Consider the following 23,043-nt stretch of genomic DNA (forward strand, 5'->3'; position numbering starts at 1 on the left):
CCGGCGGACGGGCCAGCGGCCACCGCACGGCACCCGTCAGCGCGGCACCGGTCAGCACCGCACCGGTCAGCGCGGCACCGGTCAGCGCCGACGCCGCAGCGTCGAGAAGATCCCGCGCACCACTTCCTTCGCGATGGTCCCGCCCAGCCCGGAGCCGAGCAGGTCCGACAGCGGGTCCCCCGCGGATCGCCGCGTCCCGGACCGCCGCGTCCCGGACCGCTGCGTCCCGCCCGACCGACCGGAGCCGCCGGACCGACCGGACCGCCGGGCGTCCGACGCTCGCTCGGCCCGCTCGAACTCCCGCTGCTGCCGCTCGTACTCCTGCTGGGCATCCGCCGATGCGTCCGCCGCGGCGGCAGCTGCCTCGTCGGCTGCGGCAGCGGCGTCGGCTGCAGCGGCCGCCGCCTCCATCCGGCGCGCGAGCACCTCGCGCGCCGAGTCCGGATCGACGCGGGTGCCGTAGGTCGACAGGAGCGGTGAGGCCTGCACCCGCGCGGCCATCTCGTCGGCCGGCATCGGGTCCATCGACCCCTGGGGTGCGCGCAGCCGGGTCCACGCGACGGGGGTCGGTGCGCCCCGCTCGTTCATCACCGTGACGATCGCCTCGCCGGTCGCGAGCGAGGTGAGGACCTCGCCCAGGTCGTAGTCACTCGTCGGGTAGGTCGACACCGTCGCCCGGAGCGCCTTCGCGTCGTCCGGGGTGTGGGCGCGGAGCTGGTGCTGGATGCGCGACCCGAGCTGCGCCAGCACGTCGTTCGGCACGTCCTTCGGGGTCTGCGTCACGAAGAAGACCCCGACGCCCTTCGACCGGATGAGCCGCACGGTCCGCACGATCTGCTCGGTGAAGTCCTTCGACGCCCCGTTGAACAACAGGTGCGCCTCGTCCAGGAAGAACACGAGCTTCGGCTCGTCCTGGTCGCCGACCTCGGGCAGCTCGTTGAACAGGTCCGCCAGCAACCACATCAGGAACGTCGAGAAGACCTCCGGCCGGTCCTGCACACCGGGCACCTCGAGCAGGCTGACGATCCCCCGCCCGTCCGCCGCCGTCCGCAGGAACACCTGCGTGTCGATCTCGGGCGCCCCGAAGAACCGGTCGGCGCCCCGGTCGGCGAAGGTGACGAGCTCGCGCAGGATCACCCCGGCGGTCTGCTTCGACAGGCCCCCGAGCTCGGCGAGTTCCCCCTTGCCCTGCTCGCTCACCAGGAACGTCAGCACGCTCCGCAGATCGTCGAGGTCCACCAGCGCCAGACCCTGCTGCGTGGCGTAGTGGAACACCAGGCCGAGCGAGGACTCCTGCGTGTCGTTCAGGCCGAGCACCTTCGACAGCAGCAGCGGCCCGAACCCGGAGACGGTGGCACGGATCGGCACGCCCGTACCCTGCCCGCCCAGCGAGAACAGCTCGGCCTGGCTCGCGACGCCCTGCCACTGCTGGCCGATGCCCGCGGTACGGTCGAGCAGCTTGTCGGTCGCCTGCCCCGCGACGGCCAGACCCGACAGGTCGCCCTTGATGTCGGCGGCGAACACCGGCACCCCGTTCGCCGCGATCTGCTCGGCGAGCACCTGCAGCGTGCGGGTCTTGCCGGTGCCGGTCGCCCCGGCCACCAGCCCGTGCCGGTTCAGCATCGCGAGCGGGATGCGGACCTGCACCTCAGGCACCGCTGCGCCGTTGACCAGGGCACCGAGTTCGATCGCACCGCCGTCGACGGCGTAGCCGTCACGGATCGCCGAGACCGCGTCCGATCCGAGCGGTCCGGTCCCACCCCGGACGGGAGGCGCGGCGCCGGTCGCCGCCGTCGCCACCGGATCCGGGGTGGTCGCCTCGACCGCCGCGGCAGGGGTGGTCGGAGCCGGTGCGGCCGCGGGGGCGGGCTCCGCGTCGGGCGTGAGCCGCGCCTCCAGGCCGGTGGGTGGTGGGGACCCGACGACCGCGGGTTCCGCGTCGGCGGTGCGTTCCGTCTGCTCCTCCACCGCCAGTGCGGCGGCGAGCTCCTCGGCTCGCCGCGCCGCTTCGTCGGCGAGCCGACGTGCCTCGTCGGCGGCCTGTCTCGCTGCCTCGGCAGCCGCCCGTGCCCGCTCCGTCGCGTCGCTCATGGGCTCAGCCTAGGGACCGGAGCGCGCGGCGGTCCGGGTCGTCAGTGCGTGAGCGCGGGGACCGTCCGGGGGCGGACCACGAACCAGAGCATCAGGATCGCGACGGCGGCGGTCGACGCCATCACCATCGCCATCGGGGTGGCCGTCGTGATGCCGAGCCAACCGACGACCGGCGAGATGAGCCCGGCGACGCCGAAGTTCAGGGCACCGAGCACCGAGGCGGCGGTCCCCGCCTCTTTTCCGTGGGCGGCGAGACCGATGACCTGGACGAGCGGGAACGAGAACCCGCACGCGGCGATGAAGAACCACAGCGGCACCAGCACGCCGACCAGACCGGCCCCGAGCTGGTCGAGGACGATGATCGCGAGCGACGCCAGCAGCAGGGTCGCGGTCGAGCACGCCAGGATCCACTGCGGACCGACGCGCTGGGCGAGCCGCGACGAGATCTGCACACCGAGGACGACCCCGACCGAGTTGACGGCGAAGAGCAGCCCGTACTGCTGCGCGTCGAGCCCGTAGACCTGCTGGAACAGGAACGGCGACGCGCTGAGGTACGAGAACAGCCCGCTGAACACCATGGCGCCGATGAGCGCGACACCGACGAAGATCCGGTCGGAGAACAGCGCCTTGTAGCGCTGGCCGATGGTGGAGTGCCCGGCCTCGTGCCGGCGGGCCGGCGGCAGGGTCTCGACGATGAGCAGGATCGACGCGATCACCACCGCCAGGCCGTAGCAGGCGAGGAAGACGAAGATGCCGCGCCAGCTGGTGAACTGCAGCATCTGCGAACCGATGAGCGGCGCGAGGATCGGCGCGAGGCCGTTCACCATCGCCAGGCGGGACAGCATCCGCACCAGCGGCTTGCCGCCGAACAGGTCACGCACCGTCGCCATCGCGACGACACCACCGGCTGCGGCGCCCATGCCCTGCAGCACGCGGAACACGGCGAGCAGCTCGATGTCCGGCGCGGTCGCGGCGCCGATCGACGCGGCGATGTGCACCGTCGTCGCGATGATCAGCGGCAGCCGGCGACCCACCTTGTCGCTCCACGGGCCGACCAGGAGCTGCCCGATGGCGAAGCCGAGCGTCGTCGCGGTGAGCGTCAGCTGGACCGCACCGTCGGTGACGCTGAACTGGTCCTTGATCGCCGGGAACGCCGGCAGGTACAGGTCGATCGTGAACGGACCGAGCGCCGTGAGGGCGCCCAGGACGAAGACGTAGACGAGTCGCTGCCCGCGGGAGAGCGAGTCTCCCGGGTGCAGGACGACCCGGAGCGAACCGGTGGTGGCGGGCGCGGTCACGAGACAGGAGTCCTTCGACGATGAGGGGGGCGGGGGTGATCGCGGGTCGATCGAATCGATTCGTCCGCGGAACCATCCTACGGTCGCCGGTGCGTGCTCGGCGCCGCCGGTGCCGGCCGCCCGCGTGAAGCGGCTCGTGCTGCCCCTCGGCCGCGCGCGGACCATGCGGTAGCGTCGGACTGCTCGGGGGCCTTCCGGGTGAAGCGGATCAGAAGGGGGTGGGCGTCATGGTGGATGCCCGGATCCTGCACACCACTGCAGCGCTGCGCGAGGCGATCCTGCGACTCGCCGCGGACCGACCGGTCTCGGAGATCACCGTCGCCGACGTCACGCGTGCCGCCGGCATCAACCGGGCCACGTTCTACTCGCACGCCGTCTCCCCCGGGTCGCTGCTCGCCGACGTCCTGACGCCGGAACTCGACCGCATCCGGCAGGACGACGCCGACGAGCGCCGAGCCGCCGCCGACCGGGGCGCCGGAGCCGACGAGCTCGCAGCCATCACCCGGCGCGGCATCAACGCCGTCGTCGAGCACGTGACCACGCACCGCGACATCTACGGCAAGGCGCTGCCGGACCCGAACGACGCGTCGCTGCACCGGCTGCTCGTCGAGCACTTCACGGTGTCGAGTGCCCTGCACATCCGCGAGCTCGACCCCGCACGCCGGCCCGAGCTGCTCGACGACGTCGCCGCGGGGTTCGTGGCGCAGGGGTTCGTCGGGGCGATCGAGGCCTGGCTGGCGGGGCCCCGTCGGTCGCGGAAGGCGCTGGTGGAGACGATCACGCTGTCGTTCCCGGCGTGGTGGAGCTGAGCGGGCCGTTCGTTTCGGTCGTGTGATCGCGTGAGCGCGTGGGTGCTGGCCTGCTGCCGTGCTCGTGCTGCTCGTGCTGTGCGTGCTGTGCGTGCTGTGCGTGCTGTGCGTGCCTACTCGGCGTCGGTCGTGTCGCCGTCCGACGGGTCGGTCTCCGGCTTCTCGCCGCGCTGCAGGGACTGCACGACCTCGACCGCGGTGGCAGCGACGTCCGCGTCGTCGCCCTCCGACGGCACGCGGTAGTCGGCGGACACGCCGTCGCCACCGGTGCCGGCGGCGGGCAGCGGGTCGCCGAGGGACACCACGACGACCCCGGCGTCGTGTGCTGTCTGGATCACACCGGTCAGGGTGGACGGTCGGGCGGCGTGCACGAGCAGGGCCTTGGCGCCCTTGCGCACGAGCTGGGCGACCGCGGTCTGCTGTGACGCCGCAGCGCCCGATGCCGGAGCGACCCGGACGTCGGGCCGGAACCCGGCGTCGGTCAGGTCGGTGCGGAGCCGGTCTGCGAGGGCCGCGTCGTCCTGGAGCAGGACGACACCGATCACGGCCTGCTGGTCGAAACCGCCGTCGGAGCTCGTCAGGTCGGTGCTCTGCACCGGTGTGGGGGCAGCCGACGTCGTGCCCTGGCACCCGGCCAGGGTCAGGGCCGCCGCCAGGGCGACGGTCACGGCGACGATGCGCAGCACGGGGTCTCCTCTTCGGTCCGGTCTGCCACGCTACCCGGCGGCCGGGCCGTGCGACGACGGAGTCCGCGACGGGACGGATCCGCTCGGGCCGACCGGGGCCGTCGTCGCCGGCGCCGGCACGGGGCCGAGCCGTCGGACGGCCGCGATCGCCAGCGCAGCGAAACCGATCATCGCCGCGAAGACCAGGGGGAACGACATCGTGCCGTCGGCACCACCGGTCGCGGTGAAGAGCAGGCCGGTCACCGCGAGACCGATCACGCTGCCGGCTGCGTCAGCGATCGTCAGGGCCGAGCTCGCGAACCCGTCGTCGCCCTCGCCGGAGAACCGCAGGGTCAGCATCGAGGCGCGCGGGTAGATCGCGCCCATGCCCGCGCCACCGACGAACCAGCCGGCGACCAGCACCCACCACGACAGGTCGAACGTCGCGACAGCGAGCGCGGTCACCAGGCTGACGAGCACCAGCGTCAGCCCGACCCCGAAGGTGCGACGGGCGGTGAGCCGCTGTTCCCCCAGACGACCGTGCGCCCAGCTCGAAGCAGCCCAGCTGAGTGCCGCCACCGTCAGGGCCAGCCCCGCAGCCGACGGCGACAACCCGTGTTCGGCCTGCAGCAGGAACGGCACGTACGCCTCGCTCCCGAAGAACGACGCGGCGACGAGCCCGCGCAGCAGCACGACCGACGGCAGCCCGGCCGCGGCCCGGAACGTGCCGGTCGGCAGCAGCGGCCGCAGGGCGAACCAGGTGCCGACCAACCCGACGAGCACCGCCGCGACCATGCCCCACGGGGTCAGGTCGGGCGCGACGTTGAGCAGCAGGATCGACACGGCAGCGGCCACCGACCAGCCGATCCTGAGCCGCTGCCACGGCGGGCGGAGCGACGCGGCCGGAGCGTGCACCCGGCCGAGGGTCGGCACGAGCAGGGCGAAGGCGACCAGCGCGATCGCCAGCGCCCCGGCGAACACCCAGTGCCAGTTCCAGGTGTCGGTGACGATGCCGGCCAGGGCGGGGCCGATCAACGCCGGCACGACCCAGGCCGCGGCGAACCCGGCGAACACCGGGCCGTGCAGCTCGGCGGGGAAGATCCGGGCGACGAGCACGTAGAGCACCACGTCGATGGCCCCGGCGCCGAACCCCTCGATGAGCCGGCCGGCCAGGAACACCTCCATGGTCGGCGCGAGCATGACCACGGCGGTCCCCACCGCGAAGAACGCCGCCGACACCCACGCCACGATCCGGCCACCGGCGCGATCGGTCCAGTTGCCGGCGAGCACCATCCCCGGCACCCCGGCGGCGAGCGGGGCGGCGAAGGCGAGCGCGTACAGGGTCTCGCCGTCGAGGTCGCGGCTGATCACCGGCATGATCGTCGTCATCGCCAGGTTCTGGAACGCCGCGACGCCGACGATCGCGACCATGCCGATCGTCGCGAGGGCGTACGGCCCGCTCAGCAGGCTGGTCCGCGACGCCGTTGTGCTCACCTACGACATCGTAGGGGCGAGGGGTGACGGTGTGGCAGTGGTCCCGCGTCAACGGTCCCGCGTCAGCGGTCCGCGTCGGCGGTCCGCGTCACCGGGCCACGCGTCAGCGCGTCAGCGCCTGCTCCAGGTCCGCCACCAGGTCGCCGGCGTCCTCGATGCCGACCGACAGCCGCACGACGTTCTCCGGCACGGCCAGCTCGGTGCCCTTGACCGACGCGTGGGTCATCTCGCTCGGGTACCCGATGAGCGACTCCACGCCACCGAGCGACTCGGCCAGGGCGAACAGCTCCGTCGACTCCGCGAACCGCTTCGCGGCCTCGGCGCCGCCGGACAGCGCGACCGAGAGCATCCCGCCGAAGCCACGCATCTGGCGGGCGGCGACGTCGTGCCCCGGGTGGTCGGGCAGGCCCGGGTAGTAGACGCGCTCGACGCCGGGCGCGACGACGAGCGCCTCGGCGACGGCCTGCGCGTTCCGCGAGTGCCGCTCCATCCGCACCGCGAGCGTCTTGATGCCACGGGTGGTCAGGTAGGCGTCGAACGGCGACGAGATCGCACCCGCGCCGAACTGCAGGAACTGCACCTTCGCCGCGAGCTCCTCGTCCGCGAGCACGACGGCTCCGCCGACGACGTCGGAGTGTCCGCCGAGGTACTTCGTGGTCGAGTACACGACGACGTCGGCGCCGAGCGACAGCGGCTGCTGCAGGTACGGCGACGCGAACGTGTTGTCGACGACCACCAGGGCGCCCGACTCGTGCCCGAGGGTCGCGAGCGCGGCGATGTCGGCGATCTTCATGAGCGGGTTCGTCGGCGTCTCGACCCACAGCACCGTGGTGGCCGGGGCCCCCTGCAGTGCCGCGCGGACCTGGTCGAGGTCGCTCATGTCGACGACGACGAGCTCGACACCCCACGGAACGTGCAGCCGACTCACCAGGCGGTGGGTGCCGCCGTACACGTCGTTGCCCATCACGACACGGCCACCGGGGACCAGTGCGGCGCGGAGCAGGGCGTCCTCGGCGGCGAGCCCGGAGGCGAACGACGACGCCGCGACGCCCCCGTCGAGGTCGGCGAGGAGCACCTGCAGCGAGTCGCGCGTCGGGTTGCCGGCGCGCGAGTACTCGTAGCCGTTGCGCATACCGCCGACGCCGTCCTGCACGTACGTCGACGTCAGGTGGATCGGCGGGATGACGGCGCCGGTGGTCTCGTCGGGCTCTTGGCCGGCGTGGACGGCCCGGGTGCTGAACTCGGTCATGCTCGGTGGTTCCTTACTCGGAGAGGTAGGTGAGGAGGTCGTGCCGGGTCAGCACGGTGACGGGCTTGCCGTCCTCGACGACGAGGAGCGCGTCGGCCGACTCGAGCGCACGACGCGCCGCGGAGACTGACTCGCCGACGCCGATGAGCGGCAGCGGGTCGCCGACGAAGCCGGTGAGCGCGTCCGACATCTTCGCGGTGCCGGTGAAGACCTGCTCGAGCAGTGCCTTCTCCTCGACGGCGCCGACGACCTCGCCGATGACGACGGGCGGCTCCGCGCTGAGCACCGGCATCTGCGAGACGCCGTACTTGGTCATGATGTCGACGACGTCGCGCACGGTGTCCGCCGGGTGCGCGTGCACCAGGTCGGGCAGGCGGCCGTCCTTGCCGGCGATGAGCGAGCCGACGGTGCGCTCGTCGTCGGTCTCGGCGAAGCCGTAGGAGCGCATCCACCGGTCGTTGAAGATCTTGCCGAGGTAGCCGCGGCCGCCGTCCGGCAGCAGCACGACGACGACGTCGTCCTCGGTCAGGTCACGGGCGGCGCGGAGTGCCGCGACGACGGCCATGCCGCTCGAGCCGCCGACGAGCAGTCCTTCTTCACGCGCCAGGCGACGGGTCATCGCGAAGGAGTCGGCGTCCGACACGGCGATGATCTCGTCCGGCACGCCGGCGTCGTACGCGCTCGGCCAGAAGTCCTCGCCGACGCCCTCGACCAGGTACGGGCGACCGGTGCCGCCGGAGTAGACGGAGCCCTCGGGGTCGGCCCCGACGATGCGGACGCCGCCGTCGGACGCCTCCTTCAGGTACCGTCCGGTGCCGGAGATCGTGCCGCCGGTGCCGACGCCCGCGACGAAGTGGGTGATCTGCCCCTCGGTGTCGCGCCAGATCTCCGGACCGGTGGTCTCGTAGTGGCTGCGGGGACCGTTCGGGTTCGCGTACTGGTTCGGCTTGTAGGCGCCGGGGATCTCCTGCACGAGCCGGTCCGACACCGAGTAGTAGGACTCGGGGTGCTCCGGCGCGACCGCGGTCGGGGTGACGACGATCTCGGCGCCGTACGCCGTCAGCACGTTGCGCTTGTCCTCGCCGACCTTGTCGGGCAGCACGAAGACGCACCGGTAGCCGCGCTGCTGTGCGACCAGGGCCAGGCCGACGCCGGTGTTGCCGGAGGTCGGTTCGACGATGGTCCCGCCGGGGCGCAGGTCGCCGGAGGCCTCGGCCGCGTCGATGATCCGGGTGGCGATGCGGTCCTTCGACGACCCACCGGGGTTCAGGTACTCGACCTTCACCAGGATGGTCGCCCGCACCCCCTCGGTCACCCGGTTGAGCTTGACGAGCGGGGTGTCGCCGACGAGGTCGACGACGGAGTTCGCGTAACGCACGCCGTCGAGTCTAGGACGCGGTCCCCGCGTCCCGCTGGGATGTGTCGTGTGCGGACAACGCTCCGGGATCCCGCGGCGGACGGCGTGCCCTGGTCGCGCTGCGCGCCGGACGGGAGGCCCGTGCGGACGCCGCCACGGGCCTCCCGTCCGGCGCCCGGTCGCGACCACGACCGTCAGGGGCGGACGACGTCCGCCGACGTGTTCTGCTGTCGGTGAAGCTGCGCGTACGTGCCGTCGAGGGCGAGGAGCTGGTCGTGCGTGCCCTGCTCGACGATCTGGCCGTGGTCGAGGACGAAGATGACGTCGGCGTCGCGGATCGTCGACAGCCGGTGCGCGATGGAGATGGTGGTCCGGCCGGCCGCCGCCGTGTCGAGCGCCGTCTGCACGACGTGCTCCGAGATGGAGTCGAGCGCGCTGGTGGCCTCGTCGAGGACGAGCACCGGCGGGTCCTTCAGCATGACCCGGGCGATGGCGATGCGCTGCTTCTCACCACCGGACAGGCGGTAGCCGCGCTCCCCCACGACGGTGTCGTAGCCGTCCGGGAACGACGCGATCGTGTCGTGGATGTTCGCCGCATGGGCCGCACGCTCGAGCTCGTCGTCGGTGGCGTCGGGCTTGGCGTACCGCAGGTTCTCACCGATCGTGGCGTGGAACAGGTACGTCTCCTGGCTGACGATGCCGACGTGCCGCATCAGGTCCTCGTGCACCAGGTCGCGGACGTCCTGCCCGGCGAAGCGCACCGAGCCCTCGGTCGCCTCGTACAGCCGGGGCACCAGGTAGGACACCGTCGTCTTGCCCGCGCCGGAGGGACCGACGAAGGCCGCGAACTGCCCGGGGCGCAGCTCGAACGACACCCCGCGCAGGGTCGGCTTGTCGGCTTCGCCGTCGGGGTAGGTGAAGACGACGTCGTCGAAGGCGACGTGGCCGACCTTCGACTCGTCCACGGGCCGGGCGGTCGGCGAGTCGGTGATGGCCGGCTTGAGGTCGAAGTACTCGAAGATGCGCGCGAAGAGCGCACCGGAGGTCTGCAGGTCGAGGACCACGCGCAGCAGCCCGACCGTCGGGAACAGCAGCCGGGACTGCACCGTCGTGAACGCGACGATCGTCCCGGCCGTGATCGGGACGTCGCCGATGATCAGGTACGCGGCGACGACGTAGATGATCGCCGGGATGATCGACAGGAAGATCTGCACGATCGCGAAGAACCACTGCCCGGACATCTGCTGGCGCACCTGCAGGGTGATCTGGTTGCGGTTCTCGTCCCCGTAGCGGCGGGTCTCGCTGGCCTGCTGGTTGAAGCTCTTCGCGAGCAGGATGCCGGAGACGCTCAGCGCCTCTTGCGTGATGGCCGTCATGTCGGACAGCGACTCCTGCGTCTGCGCGGCGATGCGGGCGCGGACCTGGCCGACGCGGCGCTGCGCGATCACCAGCAGCGGCAGCAGGACCACGGCGACCAGCGTCATCTGCCAGCTCAGCAGGAGCATCGCGACCACGGCGGCGATCACGGTCACGGTGTTGCCGAGCACCGACGAGATCGTGTTGTTCAGCACGCTCGCCACGCCGCCCACGTCGTTCTGCAGGCGTGACTGGATGACGCCGGTCTTGGTGCGGGTGAAGAACGCCAGTTCCATCCGCTGCAGGTGCGCGAACAGGCGCATCCGCATCGCCCCCATGACCTTGTTGCCGACCGTCGCGGTCAGGTACGTCTGCCAGACGCCGACCCCGGCGCTCGCGATCCAGAGCAGGACCATCGCGGACACGAGCTCGATCAGCACCGGCACGTCCGGGCGACCCGACGGCGGGAACAGCCCACGGTCGAACGCCTGCTGGGTGAGCAGCGGCGGCACGACCGAGATGGCCGCACCGATCAGCACGAGGACGACCGTGAGCATGATCGCCCGACGGTGCGGCTCGAACAGCGCGGCGATGCGCCGGACCAGGTGCGGGATCCTCGGCGCCTCGGCGTTGGCGGCCTTCTGCGCACGGAAGTCGCCGCTCGAGATGCGCCCACCCCCGCGCGGACCGCCGCCTCGGCCGCCGTGTCCCATGCTCATGGAGCCACCGTAGCCCCGCGCTCGGACATCGACCGCCCGCTCCACAGCACCGCAGTATTTGACCCCGTTCAGGGGGCGTGCGAGCATGTGCCGTCCCCGTCCCCGCACCACCGAGGTCCCATGTCGTCCGCGCCGTCACGTCCCACGTCCCTGGGGGCGCAGCTCGCCCGCCGCAAGCCGATCGAGCAGCTGCAGGCCGAAGCCTCCCGAGGTGTCAACGGTGAACCGCTCCGTCGGTCGCTCGGGGTCTGGCAGCTGACGATGATCAGCGTCGGGGCCACGCTCGGCACCGGCATCCTGGTCGTCCTCGGCACCGCGGTCCCGCTCGCCGGTCCCGCCGTCTGGATCTCGTTCGTCGTCGCCGGGATCGCCGCGCTGCTGTCCGCGCTGTCCTACGCCGAGATGGCGGGCGCCGTCCCGACCTCGGGGTCCAGCTACTCGTACACGTACGCCACGATGGGCGAGGGCATCGCCTGGATCTGCGGCTGGTGCCTCGTGCTCGAGTACGCCGTCTCGGTGGCCGCGGTCGCCGTGGGTGCCAGCGAGTACGTCGACGAGACCCTCCGTGTGTTCGGCCTGCACCTGCCCACCGCGCTCGCCGCTCCCCCGGCCGACGGCGGCGTGGTCAACCTGCCCGCGGCGGTCCTGGTCCTGCTCGCCACCGTCGTGCTGCTGCCCGGCGCCCGCGAGAGCGCCTGGGTGAACACGGTCATGGTGATCGTGAAGATCGCCCTGCTGGTCTTCTTCGTCGTCGTGGCGTTCACGGCGTTCCGGGCGCAGAACTTCGAGCCGCTCGCACCGATGGGCGCCGCCGGGGTCACCGCCGCCGCGTCACGGCTGTTCTTCTCGTACATCGGCTTCGACGCCGCCTCGACCGCCGGTGAAGAGGCGAAGAACCCCCGCCGCGACCTGCCGCGGGCGATCATCGGCTCGATCGCGCTCATCACGGCGCTGTACATCCTCGTCGCGATCGCCGCCGTCGGGGCCCGCTCGTGGACCGCGTTCTCGTCGTCCGAAGCGTCACTCGTCCGCATCGTGGTCGACGTCACGGGGCAGCCGCTCGTCGCCCTCGTGTTCTCGATCGGCGCCGTCGTCGCCATCGCCAGCGTCGTCCTCACCGTCCTGTACGGCCAGACCCGCATCCTGCTCACGATGTCCCGCGACGGCCTGGTACCGAAGGTCTTCGGGCGGGTCTCCCGTCGCACCGGCACCCCGATCGCGAACACGCTCATCATCGGCATCGCCGTGACGATCGTCGCCGCGCTCGTGCCCCTCGGTGAACTCGCCGACGCCACGAGCATCGGCACCCTCGTCGCCTTCGCCCTGGTGAACGTGTCCGTCATCGTGCTCCGCCGCTCGCAGCCCGACCTGGAGCGCTCGTACCGGGTGCCGCTGTTCCCCGTCGTGCCGATCCTCGGCACCCTGAGCTGCGTGCTGCTCGCGGTGTTCCTCGGTGCCACCACCTGGATCGCATTCGGCATCTGGATGGTCGCCGGCGCCCTGCTCTACCTGGCCTACGGCCGCCGCCACAGCACCCTGCGCTGACGCACCGCCGCGCCCGCCGCGCCGACCTCACGTGCTCACCGACACCTCACGCGCGCCGTCCCCCGTGAGGTGTCGCTGAGCGCGTGAACTCGCGACGCGGTTCCTCGTCCACAGCGGCCACGTTGGGACCGCCTCGTCCACAGATGCCCTGTTCGGACACCGGCGGCAGTCGCCGTCGACGAACATCACGGCATGAACGAGAGCACTCACCGCCCGCACCTGCTCCGTGCCACCGCACAGGACCCGACCCACGCGAGACTCCTGCAACGTCGGTACGCCTCGGGATCGTTGGTCCGCCTGCGCGCGGGCGTGTACATCGTGACCGAGGAGTGGGGAGCGCTGAGCGCTGTCGGCCAGCACCTCGCCCGTGCGCGGGCCATCGCGCCACGGCTGCGTCCTGGCTCGGTGTTCTCCCACGTCACCGCCGCGCTGATCCACGGCTGGCCACTGGTCGGGGACGCACCGGACCGGGTCCACGTGGTCGACCCGGCAGTCTCGGTCATCCAGCACCGAGCCGGTCTCATCCGTCATCCGAGCGGTCCGACGCCGCGGACCGCTGCCACGGCGTTCGACGGCGTACCGGTCACGGCGGCCCTGGACACCGCGACGGCGCTCATCACGACAGGGTCGCGCCACGTCGCCGCCGTGGCCGTCGATGCCGGCATCCGCCAGGGGGTGCTCACCCTGGACGACCTCCGCGGCGTGGTCCCCGTCCGTCCTGCACGCGGCTCGGTGCGCGCCGCGACGGTCCTCTCGGCGCTCGATGCACGGCACGAGTCGGTCGGCGAATCGTTCGCTGCGATCCGGTTCGTGCAGGTCGGACTCCCGTCGTGCGAGCCGCAGGTCGAGTTCCGGCACCGCGACGGCACGGTCGACCGCGTCGACTTCTGGTTCCCGTCACTCGGCGTCGTCGTCGAGTTCGACGGCCGGCAGAAGTACGTCGACCCGTCGATGCTGCAGGGGCGCGATCCCGCGGACGTCCTCTGGGCCGAGAAGCGTCGTGAGGACCGGCTCCGCGCGCTCCCCGCAGTCAGGGCCGTCATCCGCGTGACGTGGTGGCACCTCGTCGAGCCGGACCGCCTCCGTGCGCTCTTCCGCTCGCACGGCGTCTTCATCTGAGCGGTACGACCTCACGCGCTGACCGACACGTCACGGGCCGGAGCGCGCGTGAAGTGTCGGTGAGCGCGAAACGTCGCCGCGCCCGCCGCGCGCGGCCCCCGCACACGACGAAGGCCGCCGCCCCGAGGGGCAGCGGCCTTCGTGACCGGAACGGTCGAGACTACGCGAGCTCGATCGTGGCGCCAGCGGCCTCGAGGGTCGCCTTCGCCTTGTCGGCGGTCTCCTTGTTCGCACCCTCGAGGATCTTGGCGTCGGCGGTCTCGACGAGCGCCTTGGCCTCACCGAGGCCGAGCGACGTCAGGCCACGGACCTCCTTGATGACCTGGATCTTCTTGTCACCAGCGGACTTGAGGATGACGTCGAACTCGGTCTTCTCCTCAGCGGCCTCGGCCGGAGCAGCTGCGCCGGCGGGGGCGGCAGCGGCGACCGGGGCGGCCGCGGTGACCTCGAAGACCTCTTCGAACTTCTTCACGAAGTCCGAGAGCTCGATGAGCGTGAGCTCCTTGAAGGCCTCGATGAGCTCGTCCTGCGAAAGCTTCGCCATGATTTTCTCCTACTACTAGCTAGTACGTGTGGTTGATGAACGCGAGCCTGATCAGGCCGCGGACTCCTGCTTCTCGCGAAGGGCGTCCACGGTGCGGACGGCCTGCGAGAGGGGTGCCTGGAACAGGTACGCAGCACCGAACAGCGAGGCCTTGAGTGCGCCGGCGAGCTTGCCGAGCAGCACTTCACGGGACTCGAGGTCGGCGAGCTTGTCCACCTCGGTCGCGGTGAGCGGGTTACCGTCGAAGTAACCGCCCTTCACCACGAGCTCGGGGTTCGCCTTGGCGAATGCACGCAGCGACTTCGCGACGGCGACGGTGTCACCGTGGACGAAGGCGAGAGCGGACGGACCGGCGAGCTCGTCGTCGAACGACGAGATGCCGGCGTTGTTCGCCGCGATCTTGGTCAGCGTGTTCTTCACCACGGCGTACGTGGCGTGCTCACGGATCGAGTTGCGGAGCTCCTTGAGCTGCGCGACCGTGAGACCGCGGTACTCGGTGAGCAGAACGGCGTTCGAGCTACGGAAGGACTCCGTGAGCTCGGCGACCGCAGCTTCCTTGTTCGCCATGGTTCTCCTTGGGGGTCTTGCCGGCAGCCCCAGGTCCACGAACGAAAAAAGCTCCGGCGCAGAGGCTCGGAGCTGCTCTCACCAGATGGTGGGAGTGGTTCGGAACACCTGCGCGGGATGCCTCACGAGTGAGGACCTTCGGTCACGATGTTCACAAACACGTTGCGAGCAGCACGACATCCGGCGGTCTTTGGCTTCGAGAACTGTACCAGACGCCGTGGGCGTCACCAAACACCACACGGGAGGCACGGGGCGGCCCCGCCCCGCGCCTCCCGACCGTCAGTGGGCACGGTCCACCGCAGCGGGTGTCGCCGACCAGTCCGCGGACCCGGCAGGGTCAGCCGACGACGACGCGACAGCCCCCGCCGCGGCGGCAGCCGCAGCAGGGTCGCGCGGCAGGTGCACCGTGAACACGGTGTCTCCCGGCTCGCTCGTGACCTCGACCCGGCCACCGTGCGCCTGCACCACCGCGTCCACGATGGCGAGCCCGAGGCCGGTCGACCCGACCGTGCGGGACCGCGAGCTGTCGGCCCGGGCGAAGCGCTCGAACAGCTTCGGCAGGAACTCCGGGTCGATCCCCTGGCCGGTGTCGCGCACGGTCAGGTCGACTCCGCCGTCGACCGGCGCGAGGCCCACCGTGATGCGGGTGCCCTCGGGCGTGTGGGTCCGGGCGTTGGTGACGAGGTTCACGATGACCTGGTGCAGGCGTGCGGCGTCGCCCGTGATGGTCACCGGCTCCGGCGGGACGTCGACCTCGATGGGGTGTTCCGGCGAGGCGGCGTGTGCGTCGTTCACCGCGTCGAGCACCAGGCCGGTCAGGTCGACCTCGGCGAACTGGATCTCGCGGCCTTCGTCGAGCCGGGCGAGGAGCAGCAGGTCCTCCACCATCGAGGTCATCCGGATGGACTCGGACTCGATGCGGCTCATCGCGTAGACGACGTCCTTCGGCAGGTCGCCGCCCATCCGCCGGGTGAGCTCGGCGTACCCGCGCACCGAGGCGAGCGGGGTCCGGAGCTCGTGCGAGGCGTCGGCGACGAACTGCCGCACCTTCTGCTCCGAGCGTTCCCGGGCCTGCATCGCACTGCCGATGTGCCCGAGCATGCGGTTGAACGCGCTGCCGACCCGGCCGACCTCGGTTCGGGGGTCGGTGTCGGGCACGCGGACACCGTCGAGGGCGTCGCTGCGGTCGAGCGGCATGCGCGCGACGGTGGACGCGGTCTCCGCGACGCGCTCGAGCGGTCGGAGCGACTGCCGGACCACGAACGCGGCGACGACCGAACCGGCGACCAGTGCGGTCGCCACGACGGCGAGGACGACCCCGAAGAGCTTCCAGACGCTGTCGTAGACGGGGGCCATCGGGAGCCCCACGACCAGGACGGCCGGGCCGACGTTGACGGCGGCGAGGCGGTACCGCCCGACGTCCGAGCCGAGGTCGATCGTCTCCGGGTCGGCGTCCACGCGGACGGACCCCAGTGCCTCGGCGCTCGTCTGCGGGACCCCGCTCGGGCGGCCGTAGTCGTCGAGCACGTTCGCGATGACGACCTGCCCGTCGACGAAGTACGCGGTCAGGGTGCCGGCGGCCTGCCCGGACGGTCGGGACAGGTCGATGCTCGGCTGCCCCGACTGGTTCTGCTGCAGGTACCGCTGCGCCCGGTGCGTGGCGCTCGTGATCTGCTTGTCGATCGCGCTGGTCTGGATCGAGGCGAGCGCGATGATGCTGGCCGCCCCGATCACCGCGCTGACGGCGACGACGAGGGCGACGATGCTCAGGACGAGCCGGCGCCGCAGGGTCACGAGGTCGGCTTGATGACGTACCCGACGCCGCGCACCGTGTGGATCATCGGGGTCTCACCGGCGTCGATCTTCTTGCGCAGGTAGGAGATGTAGATCTCGACGACCGACGACTTGCCGCCGAAGTCGTACGACCACACGCGGTCCAGGATCTGCGCCTTCGAGAGCACCCGACGAGGGTTGCGCATCAGGAACCGGAGCAGCTCGAACTCGGTGGCGGTCAGCTCGACGGGCCGGCCGGCACGGGAGACCTCGTACGACTCCTCGTCGAGCACCAGGTCGCCGACGACGATGCGGGAGTCGCCGGCCTCGGAGATCGAGATCTGCGAGCGGCGGATGAGCCCACGCAGACGCGCCACGACCTCCTCGAGGGAGAACGGCTTGGTGACGTAGTCGTCGCCGCCCGCGGTGAGTCCGGTCACGCGGTCCTCGACGGAGTCCTTCGCGGTGAGGAACAGCACCGGGGTGTCGTCGTTGTTCTGCCGCAGCCGGCTGAGCACCTGCAGCCCGTCGAGGTCCGGCATCATCACGTCGAGCACCATCGCGTCGGGCTTGAACTCCCGCGCGGTCGTCAGGGCGTCCTGGCCGCCGTTCGCGCTCTTGACGTCCCAGCCCTCGTAGCGGAGCGCCATGGACAACAGGTCGGTGAGGCTGGCTTCGTCGTCGACGACCAGGATGCGCAACGGGGTTCCGTCGGCACGCGTGAGGCGCGGGGCTGCTGCGGGCTGGGAGATGGTCACGTCTTCGAGTATCGAGAAGTTCCTATGAGTCGTCTGTGGCACGGCCCAGTGCGTTCTGTGGATCGAGGACACGTCCACGTGTGCCGCTCCGTACGTTGGGAGCATGTTGCGATCTGCAGCCTGGCCCCCGTCGGCCCGGCACCTGGACACCGCGCGGATCGAACGGACGACCGGGAGGCCCGGCTCGACACCGACGGACCGCCTCGCGGTCGCGCGAGCGGTCGCCGCCACCACCCCACCCCTGTCCGCCGGGACGGCCGGCGGGTTCTTCGGCACGCTCGCCGCGGTCGCCGCGGCGGACGTCGCCACCGCCCGCACCGTCGAACCGCACCTGGACGCGCTCGGGATCCTGGCACAGGCCGGCGTCGACGCCGCGGACGGCTCGACCTGGGGTGTCTTCGCCGCCGAGGGCCCGGGCCTCCGGCTCGATGCCGCGCCCCAGAACGACGGCACGGTCCTGCTGCACGGCACGAAGCCGTGGTGCTCGCTCGCCTCGACGCTCTCGCACGCCCTGGTCACCGCGCACCTGGGCGACGAGCGGGTCCTCGTCGCCGTGGACCTGCGACAGCCCGGCGTCACCGTGCACGACGACGCCTGGGTCGCACGCGGCATGCCGGACGTGCCGAGCGGACCGGTCGACTTCGACGGCGTCCGGGCACGAGCCGTCGGCGATCCCGGTTGGTACCTCGGCCGTCCCGGGTTCGCCTGGGGCGGCATCGGCGTCGCGGCCTGCTGGTGGGGCGGTGCGGTCGGGCTCGCCCGGGTGCTCCGCGAGACCGCGGCCGCGCACCCGGAGTCCGAGCTGCTGCAGGCCGCCCTCGGCGCCACCGTGGCCGACCTCGCCGACGCCGAGGACGCCCTCGCCGACGCCGCCGCCCGGATCGACGGGTCCGACCCGGGTTCCGACGACACCGACTGGCGGTTGCTCGCCCAGACCGTCCGGTCTCGGGTGCGCCGATCGGTCGACGCCGTGCGCGAGCGGGTGGTCGCCACGATCGGCCCGGCTCCGCTGACCGCCGACGCCGCCGTCGCCGCGCGGGTCGCCGACCTCGAGCTCTACGTCCTGCAGGACCACGGAGCCCGCGACCTGGCCCGGATCGGCCGCATGGTGCTCGAGCGGGGCGGTGTCGCGTGGTGAGCTTCGACCACCGCGAGCCGGGCACCGACCCGGCGGCGTGGACGGGGTTCCTCGACGGCCTGGACGCACCGGCGATCAACCTGGCCGGCACCGGATCGGTGGTGGTCGTCGCACCGCACCCCGACGACGAGACCCTCGGCGCCGGTGGCCTGATCGCGGCCGCCGCAGACGCCGGCGTCCCCGTGCACGTGCTGCTGCTCACCCGCGGCGAGCGCTCCCACCCGGACTCCCCCACGACGACCCCGGAGGCGCTCGCCGCCGCCCGTGACGACGAGTTCGTGGCGGCCCTGCGCACCCTGCACCCCGACGTGACGTCGACCTCGGCGGGGATCCCGGACGGCGCGACCCGCGAACACCGAGACCGTGTCGTCGACACCCTCGACACGGTGCTCGCCGACGCCGCCCGCCCCGTGCTGCTCGTCGCGCCGTGGCGCGGGGACGGGCACCGCGACCACCGCATCGCCGGCGAGGTCGCCGAGGCCGCCGCGGCGAGCGCCGCCGACGTCGACCTGCTCGCGTACCCGGTCTGGGCCTGGCACTGGGACGACCCGGACCGCTCCGTCGCCCCGTGGGACGACGTCCGGGCCCTGTCGCTGCCCGACGACCTCGTCGCCCGGAAGCGTGCCGCCCTCGACGCCTACCCGTCGCAGACCCGGCCCCTGTCGCCCGCGCCGGGGGACGAGGCGATCGTCGACGACCGGCACGCCGCCCACCACCTGCGGACGACGGAGTGGTTCTTCGCGCCGGGGCCCGCCCCGTCGCGGTCTCGCGAGTCGTTCGACGCCCACTACGACCGGAAGCCCGAGGGGTGGGACTTCGACGGGTCCTGGTACGAGCAGCGCAAGCGTGCCGTGACGCTGGCGGCGCTCCCCCGCCCGCGCTACCGGTCGGCGCTCGAGCTCGGCTGTGCCACCGGGGTCCTGACGGCCGCCCTCGCCGAACGCGCGGACGACGTGCTCGGCACCGACATCTCGGCGGCGCCGCTGGAGCGTGCTGCCCACCGTGCCCCGACCGCGCGGTTCGTGCAGGCGGCGCTGCCGGCGGAGTGGCCGGACGGGCGCTGGGACCTGGTGGTGATGTCCGAGGTCGGGTACTACCTGTCGCCCGCCGACCTCGACGCGACGATCGACCGTGTGCTCGGGTCGCTCGACGACGACGGCGTGCTCGTGGCCTGCCACTGGCGGCATCCCGACGACGAGGCCGTGTCGAGCGGTGACGCGGTGGACGCGCGGCTGACCGAACGGTGGCCACGTCCCGCTCTGCTCCGGCACGTGGAGGAGGACTTCGTCCTGAGTGTCCTTCCCGGCCCGGCGGTCACCTCGGTGGCCCGGGCCGAGGGGATCATCCGGTGACGCGACCGGAATCACGTGCACGCATCGACGTCGTCGTCCCCGCGCACGACGAGGCGGACCGGATCGCCGCGTGCCTCGATGCGCTCCTGGTGGCCCTCGACCGGCTCGCCGCGGAGCGACCCGGAGTCGACGCCGCCGTCACGGTGGTGCTCGACGGCTGCACGGACGGCACCGCTTCGGTGGTCGCGCGGTACCCGGTCGACGTCCTGACCACAGACCGTGTCGGGGTCGGTCGGGCACGGACCATCGGGGCAACGCACGCCCTCCGTGCGCACGACGGCGACCCGGCGGCCCGGTGGCTCGCCCACACCGACGCCGATTCCCGGGTGCACGAACGGTGGCTCGTCCAGCAGTGCGACGCCCTGGCGTCCGGCGCGCAGGTGCTCGTCGGCGCCGTCGTCCCCGACCCGGACGACCTGGCGCCCGCGGTGCTCGACCGCTGGACGCTGGCGCACCCGCCCGGTGCTGCCCTCGGCCACGTGCACGGCGCGAACCTCGGCGTGCTCGCCGCGGCGTACGTCAGCCTCGGCGGGTTCGACCCCGTGCCCGAGCACGAGGACGCGCGGCTGGTGGCCCGGGCGCGGGCGCTCGGCTTCCGGGTGGACGCCACCGTCGACCTGCCGGTGGTGACGAGCGGGCGTTTCGCCGGCCGGACCCCCGGCGGGTACGCGGAGCACCTGCGCCAGCGGTACGGCGACGTCGGCTGATGCGCCCTTAGCCGTCACATAGGTGCGCGATGGGTCGGTCATCGACAGCGTGCCTAGGTTCTCCTCCGTCGGCCCCGCCGCGTGCTCTGCGCGGCCGGTGACCCCAGCCGGCCACCACCGAGGAGAACCATGTTCCTGACCTACCTCAGGCGCGAACTCACGAACCGCAAGAAGCAGACGGTCATCATCGCGATCGGGATGGCCCTGGCCATCGCCCTCGTGGTGATCGTGTCGTCGATCTCGGGTGGCGTGCAGGCAGCGCAGTCGAGCGTCCTGCAGTCCGTGTACGGCGTCGGCACCGACATCACCGTCACCAAGACCGCGACGGCGTCGACGAACGGCGGGCGTCCGAGCTTCGACTTCGGCAGCCAGGGCGACAGCGACGACGACAGCGGTTCGACCGACCTGTCGCAGTCGCGGCTCGCGGTCGCGCGCGGCACGAGCACCCTGGACGCCGCGAACCTGTCCACGATCACGAGCACCGACGGCGTCAAGGCCGCGACGGGTGTGCTGACCCTCGAGAACAGCACGTTCTCCGGCCAGGTCCAGCAGCAGTCGACCGACGACAGCAGCAGCAGCGACTCCAGCAGCGACAGCACGACCCAGCAGGGCCCGCCGAGCGGGGACACCGGCGGTGGCGGCGGGTTCGGCGGTGGGTCGTTCAGCGTCGACTCGTTCACGGTGACCGGCATCCCGGTGTCCGGCGCGACGGTCGGTCCGCTCACGAGCACCGAGCTCACGAAGGGGCGCACCTTCGCCGCGAAGGACGCGGGCAAGGACGTCGTCGTGCTCGATGCGTCGTACGCGAAGAGCGAGTCGAAGGCGGTCGGCGACACCGTCGACATCGGCGGCACGGACTTCACCGTCATCGGCATCGTCAGCTCCACCGGCTCGGCCTCGACCACGGGCTCGAACACCTACATCCCGCTCGACACCGCGCAGGCGCTGGCCGACCTCGACGGCAAGGTCACCTCGATCTACGTCTCCGCCGAGTCGTCGTCGGACGTCAGCACCATCAAGTCCGCACTGCAGGCGAAGCTGACGAGCGCCACCGTCTCCACCGAGGCCGACCTGGCATCGAGCGTGTCCGGGTCGCTCAGCACCGCGTCGAGCCTGGTCTCGAACCTCGGCAAGTGGCTGTCGATCGTCGTGCTCGCCGCGGCGTTCCTCATCGCGATCCTCTTCACGATCTCCGGCGTGACCCGCCGCACCCGCGAGTTCGGGACCCTCAAGGCGATCGGCTGGTCGAACGGCCGCATCACCCGACAGGTGGCCGGCGAGTCCCTGGTGCAGGGCCTGATCGGCGGCGTGCTCGGCGCCGCGGCCGGCCTGATCGGCATCCTCGTCGTGAACGTCATCAGTCCGACGATCTCGGCGAGCGCCTCGAGCACGACCGGCGGGGGTGCCGCTGGCGGTGGTGGCATGCCCGGCGGCGCAGCGACCGCGGCCGCGGGCAGCGGCACGACGGGCGGTGCACCGGCCGGGGGCTTCGGCGGCGGCGCGAGCACCGCGTCGACGACCGACGTGGTCCTGCACGCCCCGGTGACCGTCGAGATCATCCTGCTGGCGATCGGCCTGGCGATCCTCGGCGGCCTCATCGCCGGCGCGCTCGGCGGCTGGCGGGCGAGCCGGCTCCGTCCGGCCGAGGCGCTCCGGAGCGTGGCCTGATGCCCGGCCGCACCGACACGACCGAATCGACGACAGGAGCAACCGTGACCAGCACCGACACCGCGACCGGCGAGGCGGAGGCGAGCCGTGCCTCCAGTCCGATGTACCGGCTGACGAACGTCAGCAAGACCTACAAGCAGAAGAACCGGACCGTCACCGCCCTGACGAACGTCCACCTGACGATCCCGCAGGGGCAACTCGTGGCCGTCCAGGGGCCGACCGGCGGCGGGAAGTCGACGCTGCTGCAGATGCTCGGAGCGCTCGACCGGCCGAGTGCCGGGTCGATCCACCTCGGTGGCGACCGCGACGTGGCGAAGCTCGGCGACGGCGCGCTGACCGACCTGCGGGCGACCGAGATCGGCTTCGTGTTCCAGAGCTTCAACCTGATCCCGACGCTGACGGCGCTCGAGAACGTCGAGACGGCGTTCGCGGGGTCGCTCGCGAACCGGTCCCGGAGCGAGGTCCGCGAGCGTGCGGTCGCTGCCCTCCGCGAGGTCGGACTGGGTGAGCGGATGGAGCACCTGCCGGCCGAGCTGTCCGGCGGACAGCAGCAGCGCGTGGCGATCGCCCGGGCGCTGGTGAAGAACCCGAGCGTGCTGCTCGCCGACGAGCCGACGGGTGCGCTCGACGAGTCGACCCGCGACGAGATCATGGCGCTCATCGAGAAGCAGTGGCGGGAGCGCGGCCTGACCGTCGTCATCGTCACGCACGACTCGTGGGTCGCGAAGCGTGCCGAGCGTCGCCTGCACATCAAGCAGGGGCAGGTCCGCGAGGTCTAGCGGGGCGGCGGGCGGCGGGGTGTCCGTCCGCGTTTCGCGCTGCGCGACAGTCCAC

General features: G+C 72.0%; 19 protein-coding genes. 8 read left to right on the forward strand and 11 right to left on the reverse strand.

The features are described from left to right. Nucleotides 1-81 precede the first annotated feature (81 nt). Both BIU89_RS13895 and BIU89_RS13900 read right to left on the reverse strand, forming a co-directional pair. On the reverse strand, nt 82-2,091 hold the full coding sequence (locus BIU89_RS13895; protein ID WP_071247345.1) for a helicase HerA-like domain-containing protein: 2,010 nt from the start codon (nt 2,089-2,091) through the stop codon (nt 82-84). 41 nt (nt 2,092-2,132) lie between these two features. Further along, nucleotides 2,133-3,389 carry a multidrug effflux MFS transporter gene (locus tag BIU89_RS13900; RefSeq protein WP_051596893.1) on the reverse strand — a complete coding sequence of 419 codons (1,257 nt, stop codon included), beginning with the start codon at nt 3,387-3,389 and terminating at the stop codon, nt 2,133-2,135. A 227-nt stretch (nt 3,390-3,616) separates the two neighbouring features. Between BIU89_RS13900 and BIU89_RS13905 the strand changes: the two genes are divergently transcribed. Continuing rightward, nucleotides 3,617-4,198 (forward strand): TetR/AcrR family transcriptional regulator, encoded by a 582-nt coding sequence (locus tag BIU89_RS13905; protein ID WP_139179218.1) that lies wholly within the window; start codon nt 3,617-3,619, stop codon nt 4,196-4,198. Between the two features lie 113 nt (nt 4,199-4,311). Here the strand turns inward: BIU89_RS13905 and BIU89_RS13910 are convergent, their stop codons facing one another. The 5 genes from BIU89_RS13910 to BIU89_RS13930 form a co-directional block, all read right to left on the reverse strand. Next, entirely contained in the window at nt 4,312-4,884 is a 573-nt protein-coding gene (locus BIU89_RS13910; protein ID WP_071247347.1) for a substrate-binding domain-containing protein, read from the reverse strand. A gap of 30 nt (nt 4,885-4,914) precedes the next feature. Further along, on the reverse strand, nt 4,915-6,357 hold the full coding sequence (locus BIU89_RS13915; RefSeq protein ID WP_071247349.1) for an MFS transporter: 1,443 nt from the start codon (nt 6,355-6,357) through the stop codon (nt 4,915-4,917). A gap of 103 nt (nt 6,358-6,460) precedes the next feature. Further along, nucleotides 6,461-7,606, reverse strand: a complete 1,146-nt coding sequence (locus BIU89_RS13920) for a cystathionine gamma-synthase (protein WP_017888669.1) — start codon at nt 7,604-7,606, stop codon at nt 6,461-6,463. A 13-nt stretch (nt 7,607-7,619) separates the two neighbouring features. Next, nucleotides 7,620-8,984, reverse strand: a complete 1,365-nt coding sequence (locus BIU89_RS13925; protein WP_027466384.1) for a cystathionine beta-synthase — start codon at nt 8,982-8,984, stop codon at nt 7,620-7,622. A 173-nt stretch (nt 8,985-9,157) separates the two neighbouring features. Further along, nucleotides 9,158-11,032: an ABC transporter ATP-binding protein gene (locus tag BIU89_RS13930; protein ID WP_071247874.1), complete on the reverse strand. Its 1,875-nt coding sequence runs from the start codon at nt 11,030-11,032 to the stop codon at nt 9,158-9,160. A 126-nt stretch (nt 11,033-11,158) separates the two neighbouring features. On the opposite strand from BIU89_RS13930, the gene BIU89_RS13935 reads away from it, so the two are divergent. Both BIU89_RS13935 and BIU89_RS13940 read left to right on the forward strand, forming a co-directional pair. Beyond that, the gene (locus tag BIU89_RS13935) at nt 11,159-12,583 is read left to right on the forward strand and encodes an amino acid permease (RefSeq protein WP_071247351.1); all 1,425 of its coding nucleotides are present in this window, start codon (nt 11,159-11,161) and stop codon (nt 12,581-12,583) included. Nucleotides 12,584-12,775: 192 nt separating this feature from the next. Continuing rightward, the gene (locus BIU89_RS13940) at nt 12,776-13,702 is read left to right on the forward strand and encodes a hypothetical protein (RefSeq protein ID WP_071247353.1); all 927 of its coding nucleotides are present in this window, start codon (nt 12,776-12,778) and stop codon (nt 13,700-13,702) included. Nucleotides 13,703-13,862: 160 nt separating this feature from the next. On the opposite strand, the gene rplL is transcribed toward BIU89_RS13940, so the two are convergent. The 4 genes from rplL to BIU89_RS13960 all read right to left on the reverse strand — a co-directional run bounded on the left by rplL (nt 13,863) and on the right by BIU89_RS13960 (nt 17,344). Continuing rightward, nucleotides 13,863-14,246, reverse strand: coding sequence for a 50S ribosomal protein L7/L12 (rplL, locus tag BIU89_RS13945; protein ID WP_027466380.1), 384 nt, complete (start codon nt 14,244-14,246; stop codon nt 13,863-13,865). A 51-nt stretch (nt 14,247-14,297) separates the two neighbouring features. Next, the gene (rplJ, locus tag BIU89_RS13950; protein WP_017888663.1) at nt 14,298-14,813 is read right to left on the reverse strand and encodes a 50S ribosomal protein L10; all 516 of its coding nucleotides are present in this window, start codon (nt 14,811-14,813) and stop codon (nt 14,298-14,300) included. 279 nt (nt 14,814-15,092) lie between these two features. Then, the gene (locus tag BIU89_RS13955; RefSeq protein ID WP_071247355.1) at nt 15,093-16,607 is read right to left on the reverse strand and encodes a sensor histidine kinase; all 1,515 of its coding nucleotides are present in this window, start codon (nt 16,605-16,607) and stop codon (nt 15,093-15,095) included. Next, complete coding sequence (locus tag BIU89_RS13960; RefSeq protein ID WP_138803839.1) at nt 16,604-17,344, reverse strand: response regulator transcription factor; 741 nt, start codon at nt 17,342-17,344, stop codon at nt 16,604-16,606. The genes BIU89_RS13955 and BIU89_RS13960 overlap by 4 nt, the downstream gene beginning before the upstream one ends. Before the next feature lie 103 nt (nt 17,345-17,447). Between BIU89_RS13960 and BIU89_RS13965 the strand changes: the two genes are divergently transcribed. The 5 genes from BIU89_RS13965 (at nt 17,448) to BIU89_RS13985 (ending at nt 22,988) form a co-directional block, all read left to right on the forward strand. Continuing rightward, the gene (locus BIU89_RS13965) at nt 17,448-18,482 is read left to right on the forward strand and encodes an acyl-CoA dehydrogenase family protein (RefSeq protein WP_071247358.1); all 1,035 of its coding nucleotides are present in this window, start codon (nt 17,448-17,450) and stop codon (nt 18,480-18,482) included. Beyond that, complete coding sequence (locus BIU89_RS13970; RefSeq protein WP_254791650.1) at nt 18,479-19,834, forward strand: bifunctional PIG-L family deacetylase/class I SAM-dependent methyltransferase; 1,356 nt, start codon at nt 18,479-18,481, stop codon at nt 19,832-19,834. The genes BIU89_RS13965 and BIU89_RS13970 overlap by 4 nt, the downstream gene beginning before the upstream one ends. Next, entirely contained in the window at nt 19,831-20,541 is a 711-nt protein-coding gene (locus BIU89_RS13975; RefSeq protein WP_071247361.1) for a glycosyltransferase, read from the forward strand. The genes BIU89_RS13970 and BIU89_RS13975 overlap by 4 nt, the downstream gene beginning before the upstream one ends. A 129-nt stretch (nt 20,542-20,670) precedes the next feature. Beyond that, nucleotides 20,671-22,209: an ABC transporter permease gene (locus tag BIU89_RS13980; RefSeq protein WP_071247363.1), complete on the forward strand. Its 1,539-nt coding sequence runs from the start codon at nt 20,671-20,673 to the stop codon at nt 22,207-22,209. A 101-nt stretch (nt 22,210-22,310) separates the two neighbouring features. Then, complete coding sequence (locus tag BIU89_RS13985; protein WP_027466375.1) at nt 22,311-22,988, forward strand: ABC transporter ATP-binding protein; 678 nt, start codon at nt 22,311-22,313, stop codon at nt 22,986-22,988. Nucleotides 22,989-23,043: the final 55 nt, after the last annotated feature.

Origin of the sequence: Curtobacterium sp. MCBA15_005 (genome assembly GCF_001864855.1) — a bacterium.
Taxonomy (GTDB): Bacteria; Actinomycetota; Actinomycetes; order Actinomycetales; family Microbacteriaceae; genus Curtobacterium; species Curtobacterium flaccumfaciens.

Coding starts and splice junctions, on each gene's coding strand:
- BIU89_RS13895 (WP_071247345.1), bottom strand. CDS start 2,091: ATGAGCGACGCGACGGAGCGGGCACGGGCGGCTGCCGAGGCAGCGAGA.
- BIU89_RS13905 (WP_139179218.1), top strand. CDS start 3,617: ATGGTGGATGCCCGGATCCTGCACACCACTGCAGCGCTGCGCGAGGCG.
- BIU89_RS13920 (WP_017888669.1), bottom strand. CDS start 7,606: ATGACCGAGTTCAGCACCCGGGCCGTCCACGCCGGCCAAGAGCCCGAC.
- BIU89_RS13930 (WP_071247874.1), bottom strand. CDS start 11,032: ATGGGACACGGCGGCCGAGGCGGCGGTCCGCGCGGGGGTGGGCGCATC.
- BIU89_RS13935 (WP_071247351.1), top strand. CDS start 11,159: ATGTCGTCCGCGCCGTCACGTCCCACGTCCCTGGGGGCGCAGCTCGCC.
- BIU89_RS13940 (WP_071247353.1), top strand. CDS start 12,776: ATGAACGAGAGCACTCACCGCCCGCACCTGCTCCGTGCCACCGCACAG.
- rplL (WP_027466380.1), bottom strand. CDS start 14,246: ATGGCGAAGCTTTCGCAGGACGAGCTCATCGAGGCCTTCAAGGAGCTC.
- rplJ (WP_017888663.1), bottom strand. CDS start 14,813: ATGGCGAACAAGGAAGCTGCGGTCGCCGAGCTCACGGAGTCCTTCCGT.
- BIU89_RS13965 (WP_071247358.1), top strand. CDS start 17,448: ATGTTGCGATCTGCAGCCTGGCCCCCGTCGGCCCGGCACCTGGACACC.
- BIU89_RS13980 (WP_071247363.1), top strand. CDS start 20,671: ATGTTCCTGACCTACCTCAGGCGCGAACTCACGAACCGCAAGAAGCAG.
- BIU89_RS13985 (WP_027466375.1), top strand. CDS start 22,311: ATGTACCGGCTGACGAACGTCAGCAAGACCTACAAGCAGAAGAACCGG.